Below are 22,314 nucleotides of genomic sequence, written 5' to 3' on the forward strand. Positions count from 1 at the left end.
ACTCGTTAACTTCGTTGCACCTTTTGATTGTAGAATAACTACTTATCGAAAAATTGCGCCTTGTTCTCAAGCATTTTTCCTGCGCTATTTATGCTCACTTATTTACTGTGATTGCTATGAGGTGTTGTATCAGTTAATGGGGTTATCCCTTTAGGATTTCAACCCCATTCCGTTTGTTAGTTAGATCGGGCGCACACTATCTTTATCAAGCTCAGCAGCAAAACGGCGTTCAATAAACTCTACGTTCGGATCGTTTTCTAGGCTGTTTAGTGCTTGCTGTAATTTTTCTTGATAGAGCCTATCGCGCAGCTCTAGCGGGGTTTCACCACTTTCACCGATTTCTACCGATAAATGGCAATCCTCTCCCAAGGTCGTGCTCAACGCATTAAGCAGTTCCCCCTGCGCTCTATCCGTATTTAAGTGCGCCTGGCTACTTCTCAACTGCAAAGAAATCGTCGAGCCATCTTTACTGTAATTTGAGTTTAGCGCAAGTTGCTCCACTAGCTTAGGCATATTCATCAAGCTGATAAGCTTTGCCCACTCACTTTGTTCCAGAGATTCATCAACGAGCTTTTGCGCCATTTCTGGTGTTTTTACGTGCTCAAGTGCTTGCTTAAGCTGCGTAGGAGTCAGTTTCGTATTAACTTTCGTCTCGACAGGTTTGCTCGGACGCCAGCGATACGCTTCTTCCACAACTTGCTCTTCTGCCTGAAGTGTAGAGCTTGGCGACACCTGTGTGGAACTGCCGTGTCGTTGCGCTACACGGTCCAGAACCGACTCTTGCTTAGCAGATGCCGCTTTAGACTTTTTTGGGCCACCACTTTGTTGCGGCGCGTTTTGCTGTAACCCCTGACGCTGAGAGCGAAGTTGATGACGCAGGCCACCTAACCCACCCCGTGCAGATGCTGCCGGAGCATTCTCTGGGGCTTGCTCTAGCTGCGCATGTTCTTCAGGTGCCGTGTTCTCACTGACATGAGGCGCCATATCATAGTGCGGTGAATCCATAACTTCATAGCTGCTTTGAGGTTCAGCCGGATATTGAGGAGCTTCCTGCTGCGGTACTGAATTGGTGACCACAGGCTGACTTACCTGCTGAGAAGCAGGTTGCTGTGCCGCCATTGGAGCCGGACGCTGCTGAGGCGTCTCCTGCGGGTTTAGTCGTGGTGGCGCTGTTATCTGACTTGCGTTCAGTGCTGAAGCGGCTTGCGGTTTCGATGCAGTCGAAATGATATTCGCATCATTATTGGCTGACGGACGAAATGCCATCATACGCAACACAATCATTTCCATGCCGACGCGGCCATTAGGTGACAATGCAAGATCTTCACGACCTTTTATCGCAATCTGATAGTAAAGCTGCACATCTTGTGGGCTGAGCGCTTTACTCAATAATTCGATTTTTTCTGCATCTGGCTGAGCTTGGTCCAAAGTTGACGGCAAAGCTTGATACATGGCGATCCTGTGCAATTGCGCAGCCATTTGTTGCAGCAAACCATCCCACTCAACGCCGTTTGAAGCAAGGTATTGAATTTTATCAATAGCTTGCTGGGGCTGTTTGCTACTAATCGATTCAAGTAAATGAATCGCCTGATCGGTATCAATCGTGCCCAGCATGTGACTGACGATATCCGCTTGTACAACACCGTTACCCAAAGCGATGGCTTGGTCAGTCAGACTCAGGGCATCACGCATACTGCCATCAGCAGCATGAGAAATCATCCCTAACGCTTTCGGCTCTGCTGATACCTGCTCTTGCCCAAGAATGTGATCAAGTTGCTGGTGAATATCATCAACACTGATTGGCTTGAGGTGGAACTGAAGACAACGCGACAGAATCGTCACTGGCAGCTTTTGTGGATCAGTTGTCGCTAACAAGAACTTCACGTACTCCGGTGGCTCTTCCAATGTTTTCAACAAAGCATTGAACGAGTGACGCGACAACATGTGTACTTCATCAATGAGATACACTTTAAAGCGCCCACGAGCAGGTTTATATTGAACGTTGTCTAACAGTTCACGAGTATCTTCAACTTTAGTACGTGAGGCTGCGTCAATTTCTAATAAATCAACAAACCGACCTTCATCAATTTCGCGACAAGTATCGCACTGACCACAGGGTGTTGCGGTAATGCCGGTTTCACAGTTCAATCCTTTGGCGAATAAACGGCCGATACTTGTTTTACCAACACCACGAGTGCCACTAAACAAGTACGCATGATGGAGGCGATTTTGCGCTAACGCGTTTTCCAAAGCCGTCAAGACATGTTTTTGTCCTACGACCTGGTCAAACTTATTAGGACGCCATTTTCGCGCTAAAGCTAAATAACTCATTGAATGTATTAATGTCCTTCAAAATCACAGATGCTGTAGACGTTTAGACCTAAAGCTTCTAAACGTTTGTCACCGCCGATTTCAGGTAGATTGATAACGAATGCAGCGTGCTCTACTTCACCACCTAACTGGCGAATGAGTTTAGTCGTTGCTTCGATGGTACCGCCAGTAGCCAGCAAATCATCAACAACAAGTACTTTGTCGCCTTCGACAATAGCATCTGTATGGATTTCTAATGTATCCATGCCGTACTCTAGTTCGTACGATTGAGCGATTGTAGGACGTGGCAGTTTGCCTGGCTTACGCACTGGAACAAAACCAACGCCTAGCTCAAGAGCTAGTGGCGCACCAAACAGGAAGCCTCGTGCTTCTGTACCCACAACTTTGGTAAAACCCATCTCTTTGTAACGTTCAACCAGCAGACCTATGGTCGCCTGATATGCCGTTGCGTCTTCCAGAAGACTGGTTACATCACGAAAAAGGATGCCTGGTTTTGGGTAATCTTGGATGCTTTTGATGCTGGATTTGATCAGTGAAATTGTTTCTGTAGTCATAATACCGGTTTACTTAGATTAGCTCATCACCCTCTAGCTTTTCTCAGTATCACGAGGGTAACGAACAATAGGTTCTCACCACTGTGTGCTTCTTTTCGTAAAGTCACAGGTGCTGAAAATACAAACGCCCACTCGAAGAGCGGGCACACTATTCCCTACAATCTTAGTGATTTTCTTCGCTGTCAGCAACCAGCTCAATCACAGGTAGACGCATAAACCAGCTAAGTAAAACGATTGCCATCACTAAAAGTACAATTTTCACCCAAATGACAGGAGCAACAAGGATCGAAAACGTAAAGCTAAGGGCAATAAAAACAGTGCCACGCTGCTTTACCTTCGCATCAACAGCTTTATTCTTATTCCAGTTATAGAGAATTGGACCGAAGGTTCTGTGATTGTGTAACCATTGATGAAACTTAGGGCTGCCACGCATAAAACAAGCACTAGCAAGTAAGATAAACGGAGTCGTTGGCAAAAGAGGAAGAACAATTCCCGCGATACCGAGAACGATGCAGAGTCCACCAACGATATTGAAAAAGTAACGCTTAAAACGAATGGTGAACTCCACTGAAGATAGCTAGATGATTAACCCGCGTAGCCGTTCAGCACACGCAACCAGGTTAGCGTTGCAGGTAATGTTGGGATCATAAGTACTGCAATAAAACCTAAAAAGTAAAAAATATTATAAGGCTCTTTGAACTCTTTGTCTGCCATGATGTTTCTTCTCACTATTTGACTTTGCTTCTCCCACCACACAACGTTAACTCTACGTTACAGAAATGGGGTATTATTGTTTAGGCGCAGACTATACCTTATACCGTCAACTATAAACACAAACTAAAAGTAAGGTTATTTAACTGCCAACAAGTTTTAGTAACACCCAACTGACATAAAAAAAGCAGCGTTGAACGCTGCTTTTTCATTTAAAGTTCGGCTTTAATACATTACATATCAAACATGACGAGTGATATTAAGGCTAAAGTTTGATGAACCGAGACTTCCAACAGACAGTTGTCCGGCTGTTGTCAGCGGTAAATCCCGAGTAATAAAATTTTTCATACTTCCGTCACCAAGGCAATGTCCCCCCTCAATGTGCTGTTTGGCGTCTCCATTGATCCACTGGCTCTCTATGCCCGCAGGCAAGATAGAAACCGTCGACGACGCTAAATCCGCAACACCAAAGACGGCATTTACCGGACCCGCGCATTTCGAGCACGCGATCCCTTTTTCGATGATACCTACCATATCCTTAAGATCTGCGCTAAAGCTTTTCAAGTTCCGCAGATAGTCATCAAACAACGCCCTGACAAGTAACGTGGTCCCTACACCACCATTATCCTGCGTTGCGGAATCCACTAAGTAGAAAGCAAACTGTCCATTCATCAACCAGCGGTAGTCAAATACCAATGGCATAACATCTGTCGATTGAAGCAACCGATAAGAACAGCGCCAATCTCCTTGTGAAGCATCCTTATCCGGAAGTAACGCGTGTAAAAGATCTCTTGCCGCATTTGGGGACTGCTGTAAGTATTCCAAATGCCAGTAAAGCTCTTGCTCATCAGGTAGTTCCCCGCCGTCATCCACTCGGAACCACTGACTGGAAAAGTCACGTTGCTCTGAAAAATGACTGTCACAATCCTCAAGTGTGTTATCTATAGCTTGAGACAAATGTTTATAGTTACCTATCGGTTTAGGCAGGAAGTCTTTAATACCAAAACGCAACGCCTTTGCTACGTCAGACATATCATCCGTACCGGATATCGCAATTAACGGCAATGATGGGTATTCAAGACTAACTTCTTCGACGAACTCTATGCCATTCAATAAAGGCATAGATAAATCACATAAGACAAGATCGGGTTGGTGTTCCCTTAGTTGTTGAAGAGCTTCTAGACCATTTTCAGCTTCTATGACTTCAAAACCCTGACTTTCTAAATAGGCATTGGTGACGTTACGAAAAATGGCGTCATCATCCACTAACATTATGAGTCTATGATTAACCGCTTCCTGCTCCGAGACCATGGCCGTTTGACTGTGAGTCTTAAACATATCTATACACCTCACATAGATCAGTCAAAAAACGAATTTCAATTTAAGTAGTTATTATTGTTGTATTTACATGCAGCGAAACGCCGCCCAGCAAGCTACAAGGCAGTTCCACCTTGTATAAAAAGTAGCTTGAAAAGAAGGTTTATACAACTATTAGATAGTTTATCAATATTTACGAAGTAAGAATTACTACGGTCAAATAGTGCAACATGTTGACTTGAAGCAACCTTTAGTTACAAAATTAAATATAAATTTACCTGAATCAGCAATTTAATGTGTCCGGAAATATGAAATTAGATGATCTAAACCTATTTAGACTTGTTGTCGAAAATGGGAGCTACACAGCAACTTCGAGAAAAACCATGATTCCGGTTGCAACCATCACCCGACGCATTCAAGCGCTGGAAGACTCTGTCAATTTGAGACTGTTGAACCGTCACGCACGTAAGTTATCTCTTACAGAAGCCGGAGAACGTTTTTTCAAGGAGTGCTCTCCACTACTTGAAAAGCTGGCTTCAACTGCAGAAGAGATCACTGATGATTGCCACGGAGCATCTGGGAGAATCAAGATATCTGCGCCTTCTAACCTGACTAAACGCATGATAATGCCGATGTTTAATGGGTTTATGAGACAGTATCCAGATATTAATATTGAGCTAACTACAGAGACCAACGCCGATAAACTTGACCCAACAGAATGGGATGTTATTTTCCGCGTCGGCCCGCAGCGAGATTCCAGCCTGATCGCACGTAAGGTGGGAGAAGTAAAAGATATTTTGGTTGCCAGCCCTGAATATCTGGCTGCAAACCCGAAACCCGAGCACGCTGAAGAACTTTCAAACCATGCACTGCTAAAGGGCTACCCGCTAATCAAATGGACGTTAAAGAACAGCAACGGTGAGTCTGTCGTCAACGTTGATCGCGCTCGTTTTCAAGCTAACGCTTTAAACGTTGTTCGAAGTGCCTGCTCTGAGGGCTTGGGCATAACACTGATGCCAAATGTTATGATTATGGAGTTCATCGAAAGTGGCGACCTAATCCGCGTGTTACCCGACTGGAGCGCAAACCCTCGAGATATTTATATGCTCTACAACCACAAGGATCATCTTCCGGAAAAGGTACGACTTTTCATCGACTACGTGATTGCTTACAACATTCAATAGATATTTTGATTGATGACAAGAGTAAATGACCATCTTCTGCAGTCAGTAATTTATCTCTTAAACAAAAAAACCAGAGCACAAGCTCTGGTTTTTTTGTTCGATATATTGCTAATTAAGCGCCTTCATTGTGAAGTTCTAGGTTAGCAAGATCTTGCTGGATTTCTCGTTGAGTCTTTGCATCGTCATTACGCACTCCATCAAGGAAGTCTAAATACTGCTGATCAATATCGCCTGTTACGTATTCACCATTAAATACTGACGTGTCAAACTGAGTAATGTCTTGGTTACCTACACCCACAGCTTCAACCAAATCTTCCAGCTTTTGATAGATCAACGCATCCGCACCAATCTGCTGACAGATAGTCTCGTTGTCCCGGCCGTGAGCAATGAGCTCAGTTGCGCTTGGCATATCAATGCCGTAAACGTTCGGGAATCGTACCTCTGGCGCGGCGGAAACCAAGTAGACTTTATTCGCACCTGAATCACGCGCCATCTCAATGATCTGTTCTGAAGTCGTACCACGCACGATAGAGTCATCGACCAATAGGACATTCTTATCTTTAAACTCAGAACGAATCGCGTTCAGTTTGCGACGGACTGATTTCTTACGCTGCTGTTGACCCGGCATAATAAACGTACGACCAACGTAGCGGTTTTTCACAAAGCCTTGACGGTATGGTTTACCGATCGCCTGCGCTATCTCTAGAGCAGAATCACACGAGGTTTCTGGGATTGGGATTACGACATCAATTTCTAAATCCGCATAGTCTTCACGAATACGTTCACCAAGTTTACGACCCATTTCTAGACGAGCGCTATACACCGAAATCTTATCGATAAATGAATCAGGACGAGCAAAGTAAACAAACTCAAAAATACATGGGTTGAGTTTTGGATTGTCGGCACACTGCTTGGTAAACAACTTGCCATCAAATGTTACATAAACCGCTTCTCCTGGGGCAACGTCACGTACGAAATCAAAACCAACTGCATCAAGTGCAACAGATTCAGACGCTACCATATATTCAGTTGTGCCTTTGATTTCACGTTTGCCTAAACAAAGCGGTCGAATACCGTGAGGATCACGGAATGCAATCATACCATGGCCGATGATCATAGCAGTGACGGCATAAGCGCCACGAACTGTACGATGGACGTTTGTCACAGCGCGGAATACATCTTCTGCCGTGACATTCCCTTTAACTGAATCGATCTCGTGTGCAAGGACATTGAGCAGCACTTCTGAATCTGATGTTGTATTGATATGGCGGCGGTCTTTTTCAAACAGTTTTTGGCGAACTTCGTTAGCGTTCGTCAAGTTACCGTTATGAGCAAGAGAAATACCGAATGGCGAGTTTACGTAGAAAGGCTGAGCTTCTGAAGCACTTGAACTGCCAGCGGTCGGGTAGCGAACATGGCCAATACCAACATCGCCTTGCAAACGCTGCATATGTCTTGCTTCGAACACATCCTTGACTAAACCGTTCGCCTTGCGCAGACGAAAACGATTGCTTTCTATGGTACAAATACCCGCTGCATCTTGGCCACGATGCTGTAACACCGTTAACGCGTCATAAATAGACTGGTTTACAGGGGTTGTGCCCACGATTCCAACAATACCACACATGTCCTAATCCTCGATTTGCGACAGTAGCTGGCACTACCGGAGAGTGCCAGAAAGAAAACTTGACGTTGCTTGTAAATGCTCAAAGAAAGGGGCAATGATACGGCTGAACTCTGGGATCAACTGTGATGATTTCCACCAATCCGAGCTTGGGAATGCAGTAAACGCATCCATAAAAAACAGCACCGCAGAAACAATTAAGACTCCGCGTAAACCACCAAATACCACACCAAGAATTCGGTCAGTACCCGACAGCCCTGTTTTCTGTACCAGTTGGCCAATGACATAATTCACCACTGCACCAACGATTAAAGTTGCGACAAATAGTGCCGCTATCGCAGCTCCGTTACGAAACATTTCGTCTTCGATATTGGAGAAATACACCGCCAATTTAGCGTAGTAGTTACTGGAGATAAAAAAGGCTCCAAACCAAATCACTAACGACAACGCTTCTTTAGCAAAACCGCGAACTAAACTGATCAAAGCTGAAAACCCGATCACCCCTAAAATGATAAAATCTATCCAATTCATACTTTCTTCATCTTAAGTTGGCGCGCATTTTAACAGAAAAAATGCCGACGCAAACGTTTTTCTTATGGATTTAACGGCTTAAATTTGAGCAATTGACCTTTTGAGCCGGTAATTTTTTGTAATTCCTGAACTTGTCGTTCCAGTTTACTTTTTGACACATCCGGACCAACAATCACACGAGTGAAGCCATTCTCTTTTTTGGTGTGAGCCTGATAACCACGCTTTTGCAGATCTGCTACTAATGCGACTGCATTGTTGTGATTCTTCAGCGCCATCAATTGAATGATCCATGCAGAATCTTCATATTGATTTTTTTCCGCAACCGGACGCGGAGTCACATCAACCACATCCGGTTGCTGAACTTCTTGCACCTGAGCCGCAGGCTCTTGCTTTGGTTCTGGCTTAGTGGCAGCAATCTGAGTCTCACCTGACTCCTGTACTACCATCTCTACTGGTGAATCTGGTAACACGATATCATCTTCAACAGGCTCTAATATCTCGAAGTTTTCCACATCGCTATCAAGCTCAGGTTTGATAGGAATGCTGGCAAATTCTTCTTTGTAGTGAAGTTTTTTACCATCTAGCACATCGGGAAGTACGATAACCCCCACCGCAACCAGAATGATAGTGCCGACTAGACGACTCTGAAATTTACTTGCCATCAAATTACCTTGTTTAATTATTACCTTTGCTTACTTCATGAATACTTTGCCAATGTTCCAACACCTCACCCACGGTATGGAAAGAACCAACGACCAAGATAACGTCATTCTGACCAGCACTCTCTTTCGCGCTTTCAAACGCGTCTACTGGTGCTTGGTACTGAGCCTGCCCATGAGGCAAATATCGACATAACTCTTCTGCAGTCGCTGCTCGTGGTCCGGTAAGCGATGCTGGGTACCACTTCGTCGCTATAGGGGCTAATGCACCAAGCGTAGCTTTAATATCTTTATCGTGGAGCATCGCAACCACGACGTGAATATCCTTATCAGAATACTGATGCTTCACCTTTTCTACCAAATATTCAGCAGAGTGGGGGTTGTGAGCAACATCAAGCACGATTTCTGGCTCACTCTGCAAAATCTGCATGCGACCTGAGAGTCGAGCATTATTCAGGCCATTCACGATATTGATGTCAGTAATTTGCAATTCTGAAGCGCCAAGCGCCATTAACGCGGTTGCTGCATTTGGCAAAGGTAGCGATGGCACAGGGAGGTCTTCGAGAGCAAAAGCACCACTTGACCACTGCCATCCCTTTTCCGTTAACTTATAGTTAAACTGAATGCCGACCTGGAAAAAGTCTGCGCCAATATCATCGGCATGCGCAGCAACAGTAGAAGGTGGAGTTGGTTGGCCACAGATAGCCGGCTTACCCGCACGGTAAATACCCGCTTTTTCGAAGCCAATTACGTTGATGTCATCACCAAGCCAGTCGACATGGTCAACCGCTAAACTGGTAATAACGGATACATCGTGATCAACAACATTTGTTGCGTCTAAACGACCACCCAGACCAACTTCAAGTAAAACGACATCCACTTTTTCGGTCTGAAATATACGCAGCGCTGCAAGAGTGCCGAATTCAAACAGACTTAAACTGATGTCTCCACGCTGCTTTTCTATATAGTCGAATGCGTGACAGTGCTTTGCATCCTCTACATCAACGCCATTAATACGCACGCGCTCATTGTATCGAATAAGATGCGGGGAGCTATATACACCGACGGAGTAGCCGGCATCTAGTAGAATAGCTTCCATCAACGCGCACGTTGAGCCTTTACCATTGGTTCCGGCAACAGTAATAACTGTTGGAGCTGGTTTGGTGAGATTGGCTTTACTTGCTACCGCTTGGACGCGGTCTAAGCCTAGGTCGATGGCTGAGGAATGAATATTTGTTAAATAATCAAGCCACATCTCTAAAGAGGATGTGGCTTGAGGTATTGGGTTTTGGGTCATCTAACTTTAACCATTAATTCTTTGGTTTTATGTTAGCTGGTACTTTACCCTTTTTCGTCCGCTTCTGGTACAGAATATGGCTCTTCATTTGGAGATTCGTTAACCGAAACAACCAAAGGAGACTTATGGTTAGTCATCTTAGCAATAAGACCACCGACACGCTGGCGCATTTCACGGCGATCAACAATCATATCGATTGCACCGTGCTCAAGCAGGAACTCACTGCGCTGGAAGCCTTCAGGAAGATCTTCTCGTACAGTTTGCTCGATTACACGACGACCCGCAAAGCCGATCAGTGCTTTAGGTTCACCAATGTTGATATCACCAAGCATAGCCAGACTTGCAGATACGCCGCCCATTGTCGGGTCAGTCAGTACAGAAACGAAAGGCAGGCCTTTTTCAGATAGACGCTCTAACGCTGCACTGGTTTTCGCCATTTGCATCAGAGACATCAATGCCTCTTGCATACGTGCGCCGCCACTTGCAGAGAAACAAACGAGTGCACAGTTGTTTTCGATGGCAGCTTCTACCGCTTTGACGAAACGAGCACCAACAACAGAGCCCATTGAACCGCCCATAAATGAGAATTCAAACGCACAAGCTACCAGTGGCATTCCTAGTAGTTCACCCTGCATCACGACCAAGGCGTCTTTTTCGCCACTACTCTTTTGTGCAGCAGAGATACGCTCTTTGTAGCGCTTAGAGTCTTTAAACTTCAGTTTGTCCTGAGGCTCAAGCTCTGACGCCAGTTCAACACGATGACCTTCATCCAAAAATGTTTCCAGACGTCGACGCGCTTTCATACGCATGTGATGGTTACACTTCGGACAAACTTCTAAATTACGCTCCAGCTCAGCATGGTAAAGAACCTGCTCACAAGAGGTACATTTTGTCCACACACCTTCTGGGATAGAAGCTTTACGTGAACTAACAAGATTGCTTTTTTCTAAAATCTTTTCAAGCCAACTCATGGAAGACCTTTTCTATCAACTCTTCCGCTTCATTGCGAAAGATATAAATTCATAATAACACCGACGGATTAAACCATATCTTGCCGCTACTGTAGATAAAAAACTGGTTGTACCTATTTTTCATCTCATTAATAACGCGACATTTTCGATGACGTCCAGTCTAAACTATCAATATTTTGAAGCGACTTTATGACTTTAGTTCAAATTATCTGGTAAAAACAACGGACCAACCGGAACACTAGGTAAATCAAATTCTGCCGGATAATCCACATCTACCAGATACAACCCCTCTGCTTTTGCGGTAGCGCCTGCCAGTTTGCGATCTTTGGCGTCTAACAGCCACTTTATCCACTCAGGTTCTTCTTCACCGCGCCCTACTTTAATTAAGCTGCCTGTTATATTACGAACCATGTGATGAACAAACGCGTTTGCTTTAATATCAATGACAACATAATCACCATGACGGGTCACGTTCAGGTGCATCATATTGCGACAAGGGCTGAGGGATTGACAGTGCGCGGCGCGAAATGAAGAGAAATCATTTTCTCCCAGTAAGAACTGCCCTGCTTCGTGCATTTTCTTCTCATCCAACTCACCGTGATAGTGACTTACACCTGAGCTTAAGATACCCGGACGTAATGCATGATTGAAAATAATGTAGCGGTAACGGCGCGCTGTAGCGGAGAATCTTGCGTGGAAGTCATCGGAAACTTCTTGAGCCCATCGAACAGCGATATCGCTTGGCATATTAGCATTCGCGCCCATCGTCCAGGCGACCATTTTTCGATTTACGTTAGTATCAAAGTGAACAACTTGTCCTGTACCGTGAACGCCTGCATCAGTTCGTCCCGCACATTGTACTTCTACAGGGTGGTTTGCAACGATGGACAACGCTTTTTCCAGTTCTTCCTGGACACTTTTTACGTCCCTCTGGCGTTGCCAACCAAAGTAGTTTGTACCGTTGTATTCGATACCTAATGCGATTCTCATCTTAACCTTCGAACTCTAAAATGGGGCGGGAAGTATATACCCAACTCTTTCCAGATACAAAAAGGGCGACTTGCGCCACCCTTTTTGTTTTATCGACGTTTTTTTTATCGACCTTGCTTTATCAACGTAGCTTTATCGACCGTTAATGGAGTCAATGAGGTTTTTCGCTTCTCGGCGAATCTCGTCTTCACCGTACACAATTGCCTCCTCCAGTAACTTAATCGCCCCTTTAGGATCATTCATTTCAAGGTAAATCTTGGCCAGGTCTAGTTTGCCTGCAGCTTCAGCGTCGGAGTCGACGTCAGCATCATTGATATCGCCAATCACATCAGGGAACTCATTTAGGCCAACATCTAATTTCAACTCTTCCTCTTCAAACTCGCCCCCCTCCTGATCAACCTGAGCCATCAGCTCATCGATGGTCATGAACTGACTTTTCTTAGGGTCGAACTCTTCAAGATCAGACTGCTGCTCCCAATTTTCCTGGGCAATTTCCGGTTGGTTAAGCGCTTCTTCTGAACCCCATATCTCGCGCTCATCTTCCGGTATATCTTCGGAACCTGATACAACGACGTTATCAGACGTTGATGTGAAACCATCCCAATCATCTCCGACATCGAGCATGGTCTCTAAATCCATACCTGCACTGTCGATAGTATCGCTGTCTAGCTGACCCTCAAAAGTTTCAGATACCTCCTTCTCAGAAAGCAGGTTTTCCATATCCGACTCAGCAAATCCGCTCAGTTCTGGATCTTCACTGATTAGTGGGGAATCTGGTTTAGTATCAAAACTATGCTGCTGGGCAAACATTTCAAACAAGGCGTCATGATCATTATCTGCCTCTAACGTTACGTTCAGATCTTCTGACGGCTCTATTTTCGGCGAACTGCTCTCAGCCATCGAAGCCAGAGCATCTTCTTCACCAAACTCAGGTAACTCTGACTCGTCAAACTCAAGTTCTTCTTCGTTATCCGAATGCATAAACTCAGGTTCAGATCCCGATAACTCCGGCTCATCGGCCATTGCAGCCAAGGCGTCTTCTTCGCTGAACTCAGGTAACTCTAACTCGTCAAAGTCGAACTCTTCTTCTTCAACAGTTGATTCCGCTTCAGGTTCAGATTGTGGTAACTCCGCCTCATCGGCCACTGAAGCCAGGGCATCTTCTTCGCCAAATTCCGGAAGTTCTAACCCGTCAAAATCGAACTCGTCCTCTGCCTCGGCAGCCACAACTTCAGGTTCAGACTCCGGTAACTCCGGCTCATCGGCCATTGAAGCCAGTGCATCGTCTTCACCAAACTTCGGAAGTTCTAACTCATCAAGTTCAAATTCATCTTCTGCCTCGGCAGCCACAACTTCAAGTTCAGATTCCGGCAACTCAGGCTCGTCAGTCATTAAAGCCAGAGCATCTTCTTCGCCAAATTCCGGAAGTGCTAATCCGTCAAAATCGAACTCGTCCTCAGCCTCGGCAGCCACAGACTCAGACTCAGCATTCGCTGATTCTGGCTCTGATTCGACATTATCAATAAGCCAATCTTCTTCCTGCGGAATACCAAACTCATTCTCAGTGGCATTCGGCGTTGGTGTAAAATCAGGCTCTTTTTCTTCAGCTTGTTCCGGAGTGTTTTCAGAAGATACTTCTGTAAGCTCATGATCTGAACTTTCCTCTGAAGTCAGCTCATTTGTATCTAGATCAAGCGAAAATTCTTCCTCGCCTTGCCCGAAAGAATGAGTGTCATCGTCATTCAGTTCGACCCAGTCATCCTGTTCGTTCGCCAGCGTAGTTGAGTCTGACGCCAATTCTTCGCTTTCGTCCAAGAGTCCTTCATTAACAGCCTCTTCACTGGTAGACGCTATTGGTTGTGACTTAACTTGTTCAGGTTGTGGCTGATTCTCATTAAGCAGAGCATCAATATCCAAGCCAGAATCGAGCTCGATTTCATCATTATCAATATTTGCGTTTAACGATTCTTCAGCTTCTTGAGGTACGTCTGGCGTATTTTCTGATTCGAAATCATCAAAGCCTAATGCTGCAAGTAGATCATCTTCTTCCTGCTGCTCTTCTTCCTCTCGAATCAACTCATCAAACGGATCAAGTTCACTGCTCACTTCTTCTTCCAAAGCAGTGTTTACTTCTTCTTCAAGCAGTTCGTCCAATAAGTCGATGCTGTCTTCATCTAACTCGTCGAAGTTCTCTTCACCAAAACCTGAAAGTGACTCTAACTCATTTAACGGGTCAAACTCATCATCAGACTCTTCATCATCGAAGTCTATGAGTTCATCCAGCAAGTCGGTGCTGTCTTCATCAATATCAGCGTTATCAGATAGGCCTGAAATATCCGCTAACTGTTCAAGAGGATCACTTTCTTCTGCTGTGTTCAGGCTATCTTGGTTATTAAGGTCAAACAACCGATCCAGTTCTGAATCCGATGCGGCAGAGTTGGGTTGTTCGAACTGTGCCAGTAAATCATCAATTTCATCGCCAGATGCTGTACCTGCAGAGAAAGCCTTGTCTGAAGCTGACGAAGATTCAGTACTTAGGTCAAGATCATCACTGTTAAGTTCAGCAAACAGATCATCTAATGTCGCCTGGTCAATATGACCATCATTGACTTCATCTGACGACGAGTCTTCTGCGAGTAACTCTGCAAATGCATCTTCTTCATTAGCATCAGGATCAGACAGGTCAAAATCAGGGTCCTCAAGATTCTCAAATGCTGATGGCGCTTCATCTAGCGCACGCTCCATTTCTTCTAAACCAAGCGCTTTCTCTTCGCCGTTTACTTTGATGCCATTGGTTGATGAATCAAACTCGTCAAACCCAACATCAAGGTCCCCGTCATCACCAATTCCGGCGAATGGGTCTTCTCCGTCATCACCTTCTAAATTGAAATCAAGGTCTTCGTCTTCAAGGCCAGCAAAAACATCGTCCTCTAGTTCAGTAATATCGTCCTTCGAGGAGAGTTCATCGCTTTCGTCATCTGCAAACAAGTCGTCGTCCAGACTTAACTCTTCTTCAAGTTCGTCCGCAGCTGCCATACCAATAGGAGCACTAAGTATGTCGGAGCCAGATGACGCTTGATCCGCTGCCTGCTCTTCTTTCTGTTTAGAGCGTCGTCCCATCAGCATGACAACTAAGAGTGCCAGTAACACTCCTGGGATAAGGGCAGCAATGCCGACAAGCCATCCGTTAGACAAAATTTTATCTAGAGTACTAGGCTGCATTCGTAGCTGATCTGCAGCTCTTTGACGCTCTTCTTCTAGCAGCTTTTCAACTTCAGAACGAATACGCTCTTCATCATTAAGTTCACTTTTCAGTGTCTGAACTTCGCTCTGTACTTCTGACAGCATCAGACGCAGACGATGGTTTTTTTCTTCCAGTGAAGCCAGTTCGCTCTGTGAGCCCTGAAGTTTACTTTTAAGTTCAGTGACCTGCTGTTCACCCTCTGGAGAAGTATTGACCGGAGGAACTGGAGTAACAGGCTCAATAACCTGAGATTGATCTGCAACCGGTGTTTTTGGCTTAACTGAAGTCTGTACTTCCTTAACTTGTGGTTGTGGCTTTTCGGATTGTGGCGCTGGTTGCTGGACAACAGGCTTAGCCGGCGAGACTTTTTTAACCGGCTTAGGTTGTTTTAGTTTTGCTTCATGCGCCTTCATAATCGCGACGGCTTGTTCTGTCGTCGCACTTTGCACTTGCTCTAATGAGGGAACACGAAGACGGCTGCCCGGAATCAACTCATGGATATTTTGATTCTCAAACGCCTGAGGGTTAATTCGATAAATGGCAAGAAGCGTTTGTTGAACCGATACACTGGCTGAAGGTCGTAGTTGAGACGCAATCGACCACAAGGTTTGATTTTCACCGGTTGGTCCAATAAAGCGGGAAGGCTGAGAGTTTGCAGGCGGAGAGACTAATGCTCTTTCCATTTCTTCTGCATAGCGAGGCGATGATTGCACTTCACCTGACGGTCCAACGAGACGAATTCCTTCGGCTTGAACCACTGACGATGTCTGAGTCGCACTTATCAACACTAGGGTTGTCAATAAACGCTTATAAATTTGACGCATAGAAGGCTCAGTAATTTGTGCTTGATACAATTTCAAATGGTGATCCGCTAAATATATAGGATATAGAAAGCAAAACTATAGCTTTAGCCGAAAAAATGTATGTGTTTCACTATATTCGTACTAATCTCACACAAATTGTTTGTCTGTAGAACAAAAAAGCCCCGCTTTCTGCGAGGCTTACATATCAGTACTAGGCAAGTTTAGTAGTAATCGCGAATCAGAACTTCAGCAATTTGGACTGCGTTTGTTGCTGCACCTTTACGTACGTTATCAGCAACAACCCATAAGTTAATGCCGCTGTGGTGACTGATATCGTTACGAATACGACCTACCATCACATGATCTTTGCCACCTGCATCGCGAACTTGAGTCGGGAAATCTTCACCATGGAAAACTTCTACACCTTCCGTTTGCTCAAGTAGATTAATCACTTCTTGTGCATCGATTGGTGAACGAGTTTCAATATGAACCGCTTCGGCGTGACCGTAGAACACCGGTACACGTACACACGTTGGGTTTACCGTAATACTTGGGTCATTGAAGATCTTTTGTGTTTCCCACACCATTTTCATTTCTTCTTTGGTGTAGCCGTTATCCATCATCTGATCGATCTGTGGAATACAGTTAAACGCGATCTGCTGTGAAAATTGTTTGGTTTCCGCTGGCATACCATTAAGCAATTTAGCAGTTTGCCCCGCAAGCTCATCAATACCGGCTTTACCAGCGCCAGATACTGACTGGTAAGTTGAAACATTAATACGCTCAATACCTACTGCGTCATGGATTGGCTTCAGTGCTACCAGCATTTGAATAGTAGAACAGTTAGGGTTTGCAATGATATTGCGGTTACGGAACTCTGCAATGGCTTCTGGGTTTACTTCTGGAACCACTAATGGAATGTCGTACTCATAACGGAAGTGTGACGTGTTGTCGATAACAATAACACCTTCATCAGCGGCAATAGGCGCCCACTTAGCTGATAGATCGCCACCAGCAGAGAATAAACCGATGTGCGCTTGTGACCAGTCAAACTCTTCTACGTTTTGTACGCGTACGGTTTTACCGTTAAAGCGGTAAGTCTTGCCTTCACTGCGCTCGCTAGCCAGTAAGTAAAGTTCACCTACTGGAAATTTGCGCTCTTGCAGTACTTCTAAAATTGTTTCACCGACTGCGCCGGTCGCACCTAAAATGGCAACATTATATTGTTGGCTCATTGACTTACCTCAATCTGAAAACCTAGTTCTGCTAATGGTGCAAGATTGCATGATTCATTGCCCAATAGCGTGACAGCACTGTATTCACGGCGATCCCAGTAATTTTTACGCATCAGGTCAAAAGCACCTGGCTTACCGATTTCGCGACGGAAAAGCGCGTCATCTTTACGCACATCATAGATTAATTGCGTGATGTTGTGCAGCGTGGCTTCATCCCACGCTCTGTCCAACACCATGGTTGGTACTGGAGCCGTTGGCAATAAATCGCTGGCATACGCACGTAACTCGTTATTTAAGAACTCACAGTAGCTATTGAAAATCATGGTTGTACCGCGAGCTTTCCCTTCCAAGCCATAGCCTGCAACGTGAGGGGTTGCGAATGCTAGCAGAGGCAGAAGCTCCATATCAACCTCTGGTTCATATTCGAATACATCCAGAGCAGCTGTGAAACCATCATTTTTCTGCAAACGTCGCTTCAATGCACTGTTATCAACAATCGGACCACGCGCCGCATTAATAAGAATTTGATTCCCGCGCAAGCCGTTTAATACAGTCTCATCAAACATGTGGTGCGTCGGATGCTTGCCATTTTTAGTTATAGGCGTATGTAAAGTAATGATATCTGAAGATTCAATCAGTTCAGCCAAAGGGGTAAAGCTGCGCAGATCTCCCTCTTCCTGCTTGAATGGGTCATTAATCAATACCTTAATCCCCATCCCTTTCAGACATTTCTCTAAGTAACTACCAACCTGACCTGCACCAATGATACCAACTGTCTTATCAAATACCGAGAATCCTTGTTGCTGTGCCAGCACCATCATCACGCTGAACACGTACTCCGCAACGCCAACTTTGTTACAACCCGGAGCGGCCGTAAAGAAGATGCCTTTTTCCTGCAATATCGTCTGATCAACGTGATCCATACCAGCTGTTGCTGTACCAACAAACTTCAGCTTATTCGCCTTACTGATTAGTTCGGCATTCACTTTAGTAACCGAGCGAATCATCAAAGCATCAACATCAGTTAAGTCATCAGCGGTCAGCGAACGACCTGGTTTTAGAATCACTTCACCGAGTTGGCTGAACAGTTCTTCAGCATACGGCATGTTTTCATCAACAATAATTTTCATAACGACAGCGTTTTAAGTTCCATTTTTAGAATTGCAGTGATTGTGCCTTTTTCCCTAGAAATCTCAAGAACTATACCCAAATCACTTCCAGATGCAGAAATCAAAACGGTATCACCTATAGAGTTATCATGGGCCTTCGAAGTCACTGGCCTGAAGTTAAAAATAAAAAGCCCGGCACTAAGCCGGGCAAAATTCCAGAACAAAAGGATCTTATCCCGCTCTCCTTGGGATAAAGTCTGCGTCTGTTCAACCAGTTACACTGATTAAGCTCTGGAAACTGGTATGTCAGAGGCCAACTACTGACTAGCTAGCTCCTCCGACAATTTCTATTAGCGCTGTTACGGACTAACCTTGGTATTTCTTAATAACTAGCGTCGCGTTAGTACCACCGAAACCAAAGCTGTTTGACATTACGGTATCAATCTCAGCTTCGCGGGTATCAGTCACGATATCTAGACCTTTCGCTGCTTCGTCCAAGTTTTCAATATTGATACTTGGTGCGATGAAACCATTGTCCAGCATCAGCGTAGAATAGATCGCTTCGTGAACGCCTGCCGCACCCAGTGCGTGACCAGTCATTGCTTTTGTTGCTGAAATAGCCGGGCTGTTATCACCAAATAGCTCTTGAATCGCGCCAAGTTCTTTCACGTCACCTACTGGAGTAGAAGTGCCGTGAGTGTTGATGTAATCGATGTGGTCAACGTCTTGCATTGCCATCTTCATACAACGTACCGCGCCTTCGCCTGATGGAGCTACCATATCGTAACCATCAGAGGTCGCACCGTAGCCAACGATCTCACCGTAGATTTTCGCGCCACGAGCCAAAGCGTGCTCAAGCTCTTCAACAACGACCATACCGCCGCCGCCAGAGATTACGAAACCATCACGATCAGCATCGTAAGTACGCGATGCTTTTTCTGGTGTGTCGTTGTACTTAGTCGATAGTGCACCCATCGCATCAAACATCATGGTTTGAGACCAGTCTAGCTCTTCACCGCCACCTGCAAATACAATGTCTTGTTTGCCAAGTTGGATAAGCTCCATAGCATGACCAATACAGTGTGCAGACGTTGCACACGCTGAACTCATTGTGTAGTTCACACCGCGAATTTTAAACGGCGTAGCAAGACATGCAGAAACAGTAGAAGACATAGTACGCGGAACCATGTAAGGACCAACACGCTTCACGCCTTTCTCACGCATAATGTCTGTTGCAACAGTTTGGTTTAATGCAGAAGCACCACCAGAACCCGCAACAATACCCGTGCGATCGTTTGAAACCTGGTCTTCAGTCAGACCCGCGTCTTCAATAGCCTGCTGCATTGATAGGTATGCATAAGCAGCCGCATCACCCATAAAGCGCATCTGCTTACGGTCGATGTGTTCCGCAGGGTTAATTTTTAAGTCACCCCAAACTTGCGAACGAAGACCGTGTTCTTTGAACTGCTCAGATGCAGTGATGCCAGATTTGCCCGCTTTAAGAGACGCTAGAACTTCTTCGACGTTGTTACCGATACTTGAAACAATACCCATACCGGTGATTACGACTCGTTTCATTATGACATTCCTATAATTCAAAAATCCGCTAGATAATAACTAAGATAGTCCATAAAAGTGGTCAGCTTTCCCATTAATTCGTACAATCGCCCTATTGTTACCGCGCCAAATCACAAATTTGCATTCATATGACTTCAATAAAAAACGCAGAACTAGGCTGGAACGAATCTGGTACGCCAGTTTCTGACCAGTTTGATGATGTTTACTTCTCAAACGTAAATGGTCTTGAAGAGACACGCTACGTTTTTCTTAAAAAAAATCATCTGCCTGAAAGATGGCAAGAGTTTGATCAAAGACGCTTTGTTATTGGTGAAACAGGATTTGGAACGGGTCTGAACTTCCTGGCGGTATGGCAGTGGTTTAACGAATTTCGCCGTGAATACCCAGAGGCAACGTTAAAAGAGCTGCATTTTATCAGTTTTGAGAAATACCCGCTCAGCCAATCTGATCTTAAAAAGGCGCATCAGGCCTGGCCTGAATTAGCAGAATATGCAGAAAAGCTGCAAAAGCATTACCCCGCAGCGGTACCTGAATGCCATCGTATTGTATTAGAAGACGGAGCTATTACGCTCGATCTCTGGTTTGGCGACATCAAAGACTGCATGCCACAAGTACCTTATGGTGAATCAGGCCTGATCGATGCCTGGTTCCTCGACGGTTTTGCTCCGAGCAAAAACCCGGAGATGTGGAACCAAACCCTCTTCAACAACATGGCTAAATTAGCTAAACAAGACTGTACGGTAGCTACCTTTACCGCCGCTGGGTTTGTACGCCGCGGTCTAATGGAAGCGGGCTTTGCCATGACCAAAGTAAAAGGCTTTGGTACCAAGCGGGAAATGATTGCCGGCGCAATGGAGCAGCGTTATACGCACTCGAATTATTCACCTTGGTTTAACAGAACGGCAGCAAGTAAATCAGATTCAATCGCGATCATAGGTGGTGGCATCGCCAGTGCCGCGCTAGCGAAAACGCTCAGTCGTCGCGGAAAGAATGTCACACTTTACTGCAAAGATTCTCAACCTGCAGAGGGTGCATCAGGCAACCGTCAAGGTGCAGTTTACCCGTTATTAAATGGCGTACATACCGGCGTTTCTCGTGTGTTCGCCCCTGCCTTTCTCTTCGCCCGTCAGTTTGTAGAGCAAGCTGCAACGGAAATCCGTTTCGACCATGATTGGTGTGGCGTTACCCAACTTATGTGGGATGACAAGTCCACCGCCAAGTTAGAAAGAATACTAGAAGGTAACTTCACACCTGATCTCGTTCAAAAACTGTCAGCCGAAGAGACGAATGAAACCGTCGGTTTACCTGTCGACATGGCATCAATACATTACCCGAAGGGTGGTTGGCTATGCCCTGCGGAGCTGACTCGTGGGCTAATAGCGCAGCTTGAGACGCATGATAACTTTACAGCCAAGTTCGAGCATAAAGTTGAAGCTTTGGTCTGGAATGAGGCTTCCCAGACTTGGACTTTAATAGTAGACGGTCAAGCATTTGAACACAGCACTGTCGTAGTTGCGAATGGTCATGAATTCCAGACACTAAGCCAGACTGCAGATTTACCAATGGGTCAGGTTAAAGGCCAGGTAAGCCATGCACCTGCGAATGACACGCTGGCTAAACTGAAAACCGTACTTTGTTATGACGGCTACATGACGCCGGTTAACCCGAACAACCAGCACTTATGTATTGGCGCAAGTTACGACCGCAGTCATTTAGATTATGAGTTTGATGCCGGAGCTCAACAAGATAACGCGGACAAGCTAATCAAATGCGTGCCAAATCAGGCGTGGACAAGTGAAGTAAACACTAAAGATAACTTATCACGCCAGGGCATTCGCTGTGTGAGCCGTGATCACTTGCCATTTGTCGGTAATGTGGCAGATTTTGAGACCGTGAAAAACGAATACGCTGAACTGCAAAATCAGAAGGAAGAGGAAGTGGAGCCTATTCACCATTTTCCTAACCTTTTCTGTTTCTTAGGATTAGGTTCGCGCGGTTTGAGCTCTGCACCACTGATGGCGGAAGTACTGGCTTCACAAATCTGCGGTGATCCGCTGCCATTACCTGTTGATGTGTTGGCTGAGTTGCATCCGAGTCGTATGTGGGTGCGAAAGTTACGCAAAGGAAAAGCAATTACCGAACTATAAATCGCTATATTTGGTAGCTAAAGCACAAA

Annotated in this window: 17 protein-coding genes; 2 read left to right on the forward strand and 15 right to left on the reverse strand. The window is 45.3% G+C overall.

Annotated features, from left to right (window positions below):
* Positions 1-180 precede the first annotated feature (180 nt).
* The 5 genes from dnaX to KHN79_RS09465 all read right to left on the reverse strand — a co-directional run bounded on the left by dnaX (position 181) and on the right by KHN79_RS09465 (position 4,934).
* Positions 181-2,331, reverse strand: coding sequence for a DNA polymerase III subunit gamma/tau (dnaX, locus tag KHN79_RS09450; RefSeq protein WP_182008553.1), 2,151 nt, complete (start codon positions 2,329-2,331; stop codon positions 181-183).
* An 8-nt stretch (positions 2,332-2,339) separates the two neighbouring features.
* Entirely contained in the window at positions 2,340-2,885 is a 546-nt protein-coding gene (gene apt, locus KHN79_RS09455) for an adenine phosphoribosyltransferase (protein WP_182008554.1), read from the reverse strand.
* A 163-nt stretch (positions 2,886-3,048) separates the two neighbouring features.
* Positions 3,049-3,453 (reverse strand): YbaN family protein, encoded by a 405-nt coding sequence (locus KHN79_RS09460; RefSeq protein ID WP_182008555.1) that lies wholly within the window; start codon positions 3,451-3,453, stop codon positions 3,049-3,051.
* A 17-nt stretch (positions 3,454-3,470) separates the two neighbouring features.
* Positions 3,471-3,599 carry a hypothetical protein gene (locus KHN79_RS21750; RefSeq protein WP_259344848.1) on the reverse strand — a complete coding sequence of 43 codons (129 nt, stop codon included), beginning with the start codon at positions 3,597-3,599 and terminating at the stop codon, positions 3,471-3,473.
* 237 nt (positions 3,600-3,836) lie between these two features.
* On the reverse strand, positions 3,837-4,934 hold the full coding sequence (locus KHN79_RS09465; RefSeq protein ID WP_182008556.1) for a response regulator: 1,098 nt from the start codon (positions 4,932-4,934) through the stop codon (positions 3,837-3,839).
* Positions 4,935-5,221: 287 nt separating this feature from the next.
* On the opposite strand from KHN79_RS09465, the gene KHN79_RS09470 reads away from it, so the two are divergent.
* A complete protein-coding gene (locus tag KHN79_RS09470; RefSeq protein WP_182008557.1) occupies positions 5,222-6,097 on the forward strand; it encodes a LysR family transcriptional regulator in 876 nt (291 codons plus the stop codon).
* A 112-nt stretch (positions 6,098-6,209) separates the two neighbouring features.
* Here the strand turns inward: KHN79_RS09470 and purF are convergent, their stop codons facing one another.
* The 10 genes from purF to fabB form a co-directional block, all read right to left on the reverse strand.
* Positions 6,210-7,724: an amidophosphoribosyltransferase gene (gene purF / locus KHN79_RS09475; RefSeq protein WP_182008558.1), complete on the reverse strand. Its 1,515-nt coding sequence runs from the start codon at positions 7,722-7,724 to the stop codon at positions 6,210-6,212.
* 33 nt (positions 7,725-7,757) lie between these two features.
* Positions 7,758-8,252: a CvpA family protein gene (locus KHN79_RS09480; RefSeq protein WP_182008559.1), complete on the reverse strand. Its 495-nt coding sequence runs from the start codon at positions 8,250-8,252 to the stop codon at positions 7,758-7,760.
* Between the two features lie 62 nt (positions 8,253-8,314).
* On the reverse strand, positions 8,315-8,914 hold the full coding sequence (locus tag KHN79_RS09485) for an SPOR domain-containing protein (protein ID WP_182008560.1): 600 nt from the start codon (positions 8,912-8,914) through the stop codon (positions 8,315-8,317).
* A 13-nt stretch (positions 8,915-8,927) separates the two neighbouring features.
* A complete protein-coding gene (gene folC, locus KHN79_RS09490; protein ID WP_182008561.1) occupies positions 8,928-10,208 on the reverse strand; it encodes a bifunctional tetrahydrofolate synthase/dihydrofolate synthase in 1,281 nt (426 codons plus the stop codon).
* Between the two features lie 44 nt (positions 10,209-10,252).
* Entirely contained in the window at positions 10,253-11,179 is a 927-nt protein-coding gene (accD, locus tag KHN79_RS09495) for an acetyl-CoA carboxylase, carboxyltransferase subunit beta (RefSeq protein ID WP_182008562.1), read from the reverse strand.
* Positions 11,180-11,374: 195 nt separating this feature from the next.
* Positions 11,375-12,169: a tRNA pseudouridine(38-40) synthase TruA gene (truA, locus tag KHN79_RS09500; protein ID WP_182008563.1), complete on the reverse strand. Its 795-nt coding sequence runs from the start codon at positions 12,167-12,169 to the stop codon at positions 11,375-11,377.
* A gap of 132 nt (positions 12,170-12,301) precedes the next feature.
* The gene (locus tag KHN79_RS09505; RefSeq protein WP_182008887.1) at positions 12,302-16,237 is read right to left on the reverse strand and encodes a FimV/HubP family polar landmark protein; all 3,936 of its coding nucleotides are present in this window, start codon (positions 16,235-16,237) and stop codon (positions 12,302-12,304) included.
* A 200-nt stretch (positions 16,238-16,437) separates the two neighbouring features.
* The gene (locus KHN79_RS09510) at positions 16,438-17,451 is read right to left on the reverse strand and encodes an aspartate-semialdehyde dehydrogenase (RefSeq protein ID WP_182008564.1); all 1,014 of its coding nucleotides are present in this window, start codon (positions 17,449-17,451) and stop codon (positions 16,438-16,440) included.
* Positions 17,448-18,581, reverse strand: a complete 1,134-nt coding sequence (locus KHN79_RS09515) for a 4-phosphoerythronate dehydrogenase (protein WP_182008565.1) — start codon at positions 18,579-18,581, stop codon at positions 17,448-17,450. Before KHN79_RS09515 ends, KHN79_RS09510 begins: the two co-directional genes overlap by 4 nt.
* Positions 18,582-18,926: 345 nt before the next feature.
* The gene (gene fabB, locus KHN79_RS09520; RefSeq protein ID WP_182008566.1) at positions 18,927-20,138 is read right to left on the reverse strand and encodes a beta-ketoacyl-ACP synthase I; all 1,212 of its coding nucleotides are present in this window, start codon (positions 20,136-20,138) and stop codon (positions 18,927-18,929) included.
* 128 nt (positions 20,139-20,266) lie between these two features.
* Here fabB and mnmC point away from each other — a divergent pair, with 128 nt between their 5' ends.
* Positions 20,267-22,285, forward strand: a complete 2,019-nt coding sequence (gene mnmC / locus KHN79_RS09525; RefSeq protein WP_182008567.1) for a bifunctional tRNA (5-methylaminomethyl-2-thiouridine)(34)-methyltransferase MnmD/FAD-dependent 5-carboxymethylaminomethyl-2-thiouridine(34) oxidoreductase MnmC — start codon at positions 20,267-20,269, stop codon at positions 22,283-22,285.
* Positions 22,286-22,314 lie beyond the last annotated feature (29 nt).

This window comes from Vibrio sp. B1FLJ16 (assembly GCF_905175385.1).
Lineage (GTDB): Bacteria > Pseudomonadota > Gammaproteobacteria > Enterobacterales > Vibrionaceae > Vibrio.

Excerpts from the sequence above, each read along its gene's own strand:
- dnaX (WP_182008553.1), bottom strand. The coding sequence starts at position 2,331 with ATGAGTTATTTAGCTTTAGCGCGAAAATGGCGTCCTAATAAGTTTGAC.
- apt (WP_182008554.1), bottom strand. The coding sequence starts at position 2,885 with ATGACTACAGAAACAATTTCACTGATCAAATCCAGCATCAAAAGCATC.
- KHN79_RS21750 (WP_259344848.1), bottom strand. The coding sequence starts at position 3,599 with ATGGCAGACAAAGAGTTCAAAGAGCCTTATAATATTTTTTACTTTTTA.
- KHN79_RS09465 (WP_182008556.1), bottom strand. The coding sequence starts at position 4,934 with ATGTTTAAGACTCACAGTCAAACGGCCATGGTCTCGGAGCAGGAAGCG.
- KHN79_RS09470 (WP_182008557.1), top strand. The coding sequence starts at position 5,222 with ATGAAATTAGATGATCTAAACCTATTTAGACTTGTTGTCGAAAATGGG.
- purF (WP_182008558.1), bottom strand. The coding sequence starts at position 7,724 with ATGTGTGGTATTGTTGGAATCGTGGGCACAACCCCTGTAAACCAGTCT.
- KHN79_RS09480 (WP_182008559.1), bottom strand. The coding sequence starts at position 8,252 with ATGAATTGGATAGATTTTATCATTTTAGGGGTGATCGGGTTTTCAGCT.
- KHN79_RS09485 (WP_182008560.1), bottom strand. The coding sequence starts at position 8,914 with ATGGCAAGTAAATTTCAGAGTCGTCTAGTCGGCACTATCATTCTGGTT.
- folC (WP_182008561.1), bottom strand. The coding sequence starts at position 10,208 with ATGACCCAAAACCCAATACCTCAAGCCACATCCTCTTTAGAGATGTGG.
- accD (WP_182008562.1), bottom strand. The coding sequence starts at position 11,179 with ATGAGTTGGCTTGAAAAGATTTTAGAAAAAAGCAATCTTGTTAGTTCA.
- truA (WP_182008563.1), bottom strand. The coding sequence starts at position 12,169 with ATGAGAATCGCATTAGGTATCGAATACAACGGTACAAACTACTTTGGT.
- KHN79_RS09505 (WP_182008887.1), bottom strand. The coding sequence starts at position 16,237 with ATGCGTCAAATTTATAAGCGTTTATTGACAACCCTAGTGTTGATAAGT.
- KHN79_RS09510 (WP_182008564.1), bottom strand. The coding sequence starts at position 17,451 with ATGAGCCAACAATATAATGTTGCCATTTTAGGTGCGACCGGCGCAGTC.
- KHN79_RS09515 (WP_182008565.1), bottom strand. The coding sequence starts at position 18,581 with ATGAAAATTATTGTTGATGAAAACATGCCGTATGCTGAAGAACTGTTC.
- fabB (WP_182008566.1), bottom strand. The coding sequence starts at position 20,138 with ATGAAACGAGTCGTAATCACCGGTATGGGTATTGTTTCAAGTATCGGT.
- mnmC (WP_182008567.1), top strand. The coding sequence starts at position 20,267 with ATGACTTCAATAAAAAACGCAGAACTAGGCTGGAACGAATCTGGTACG.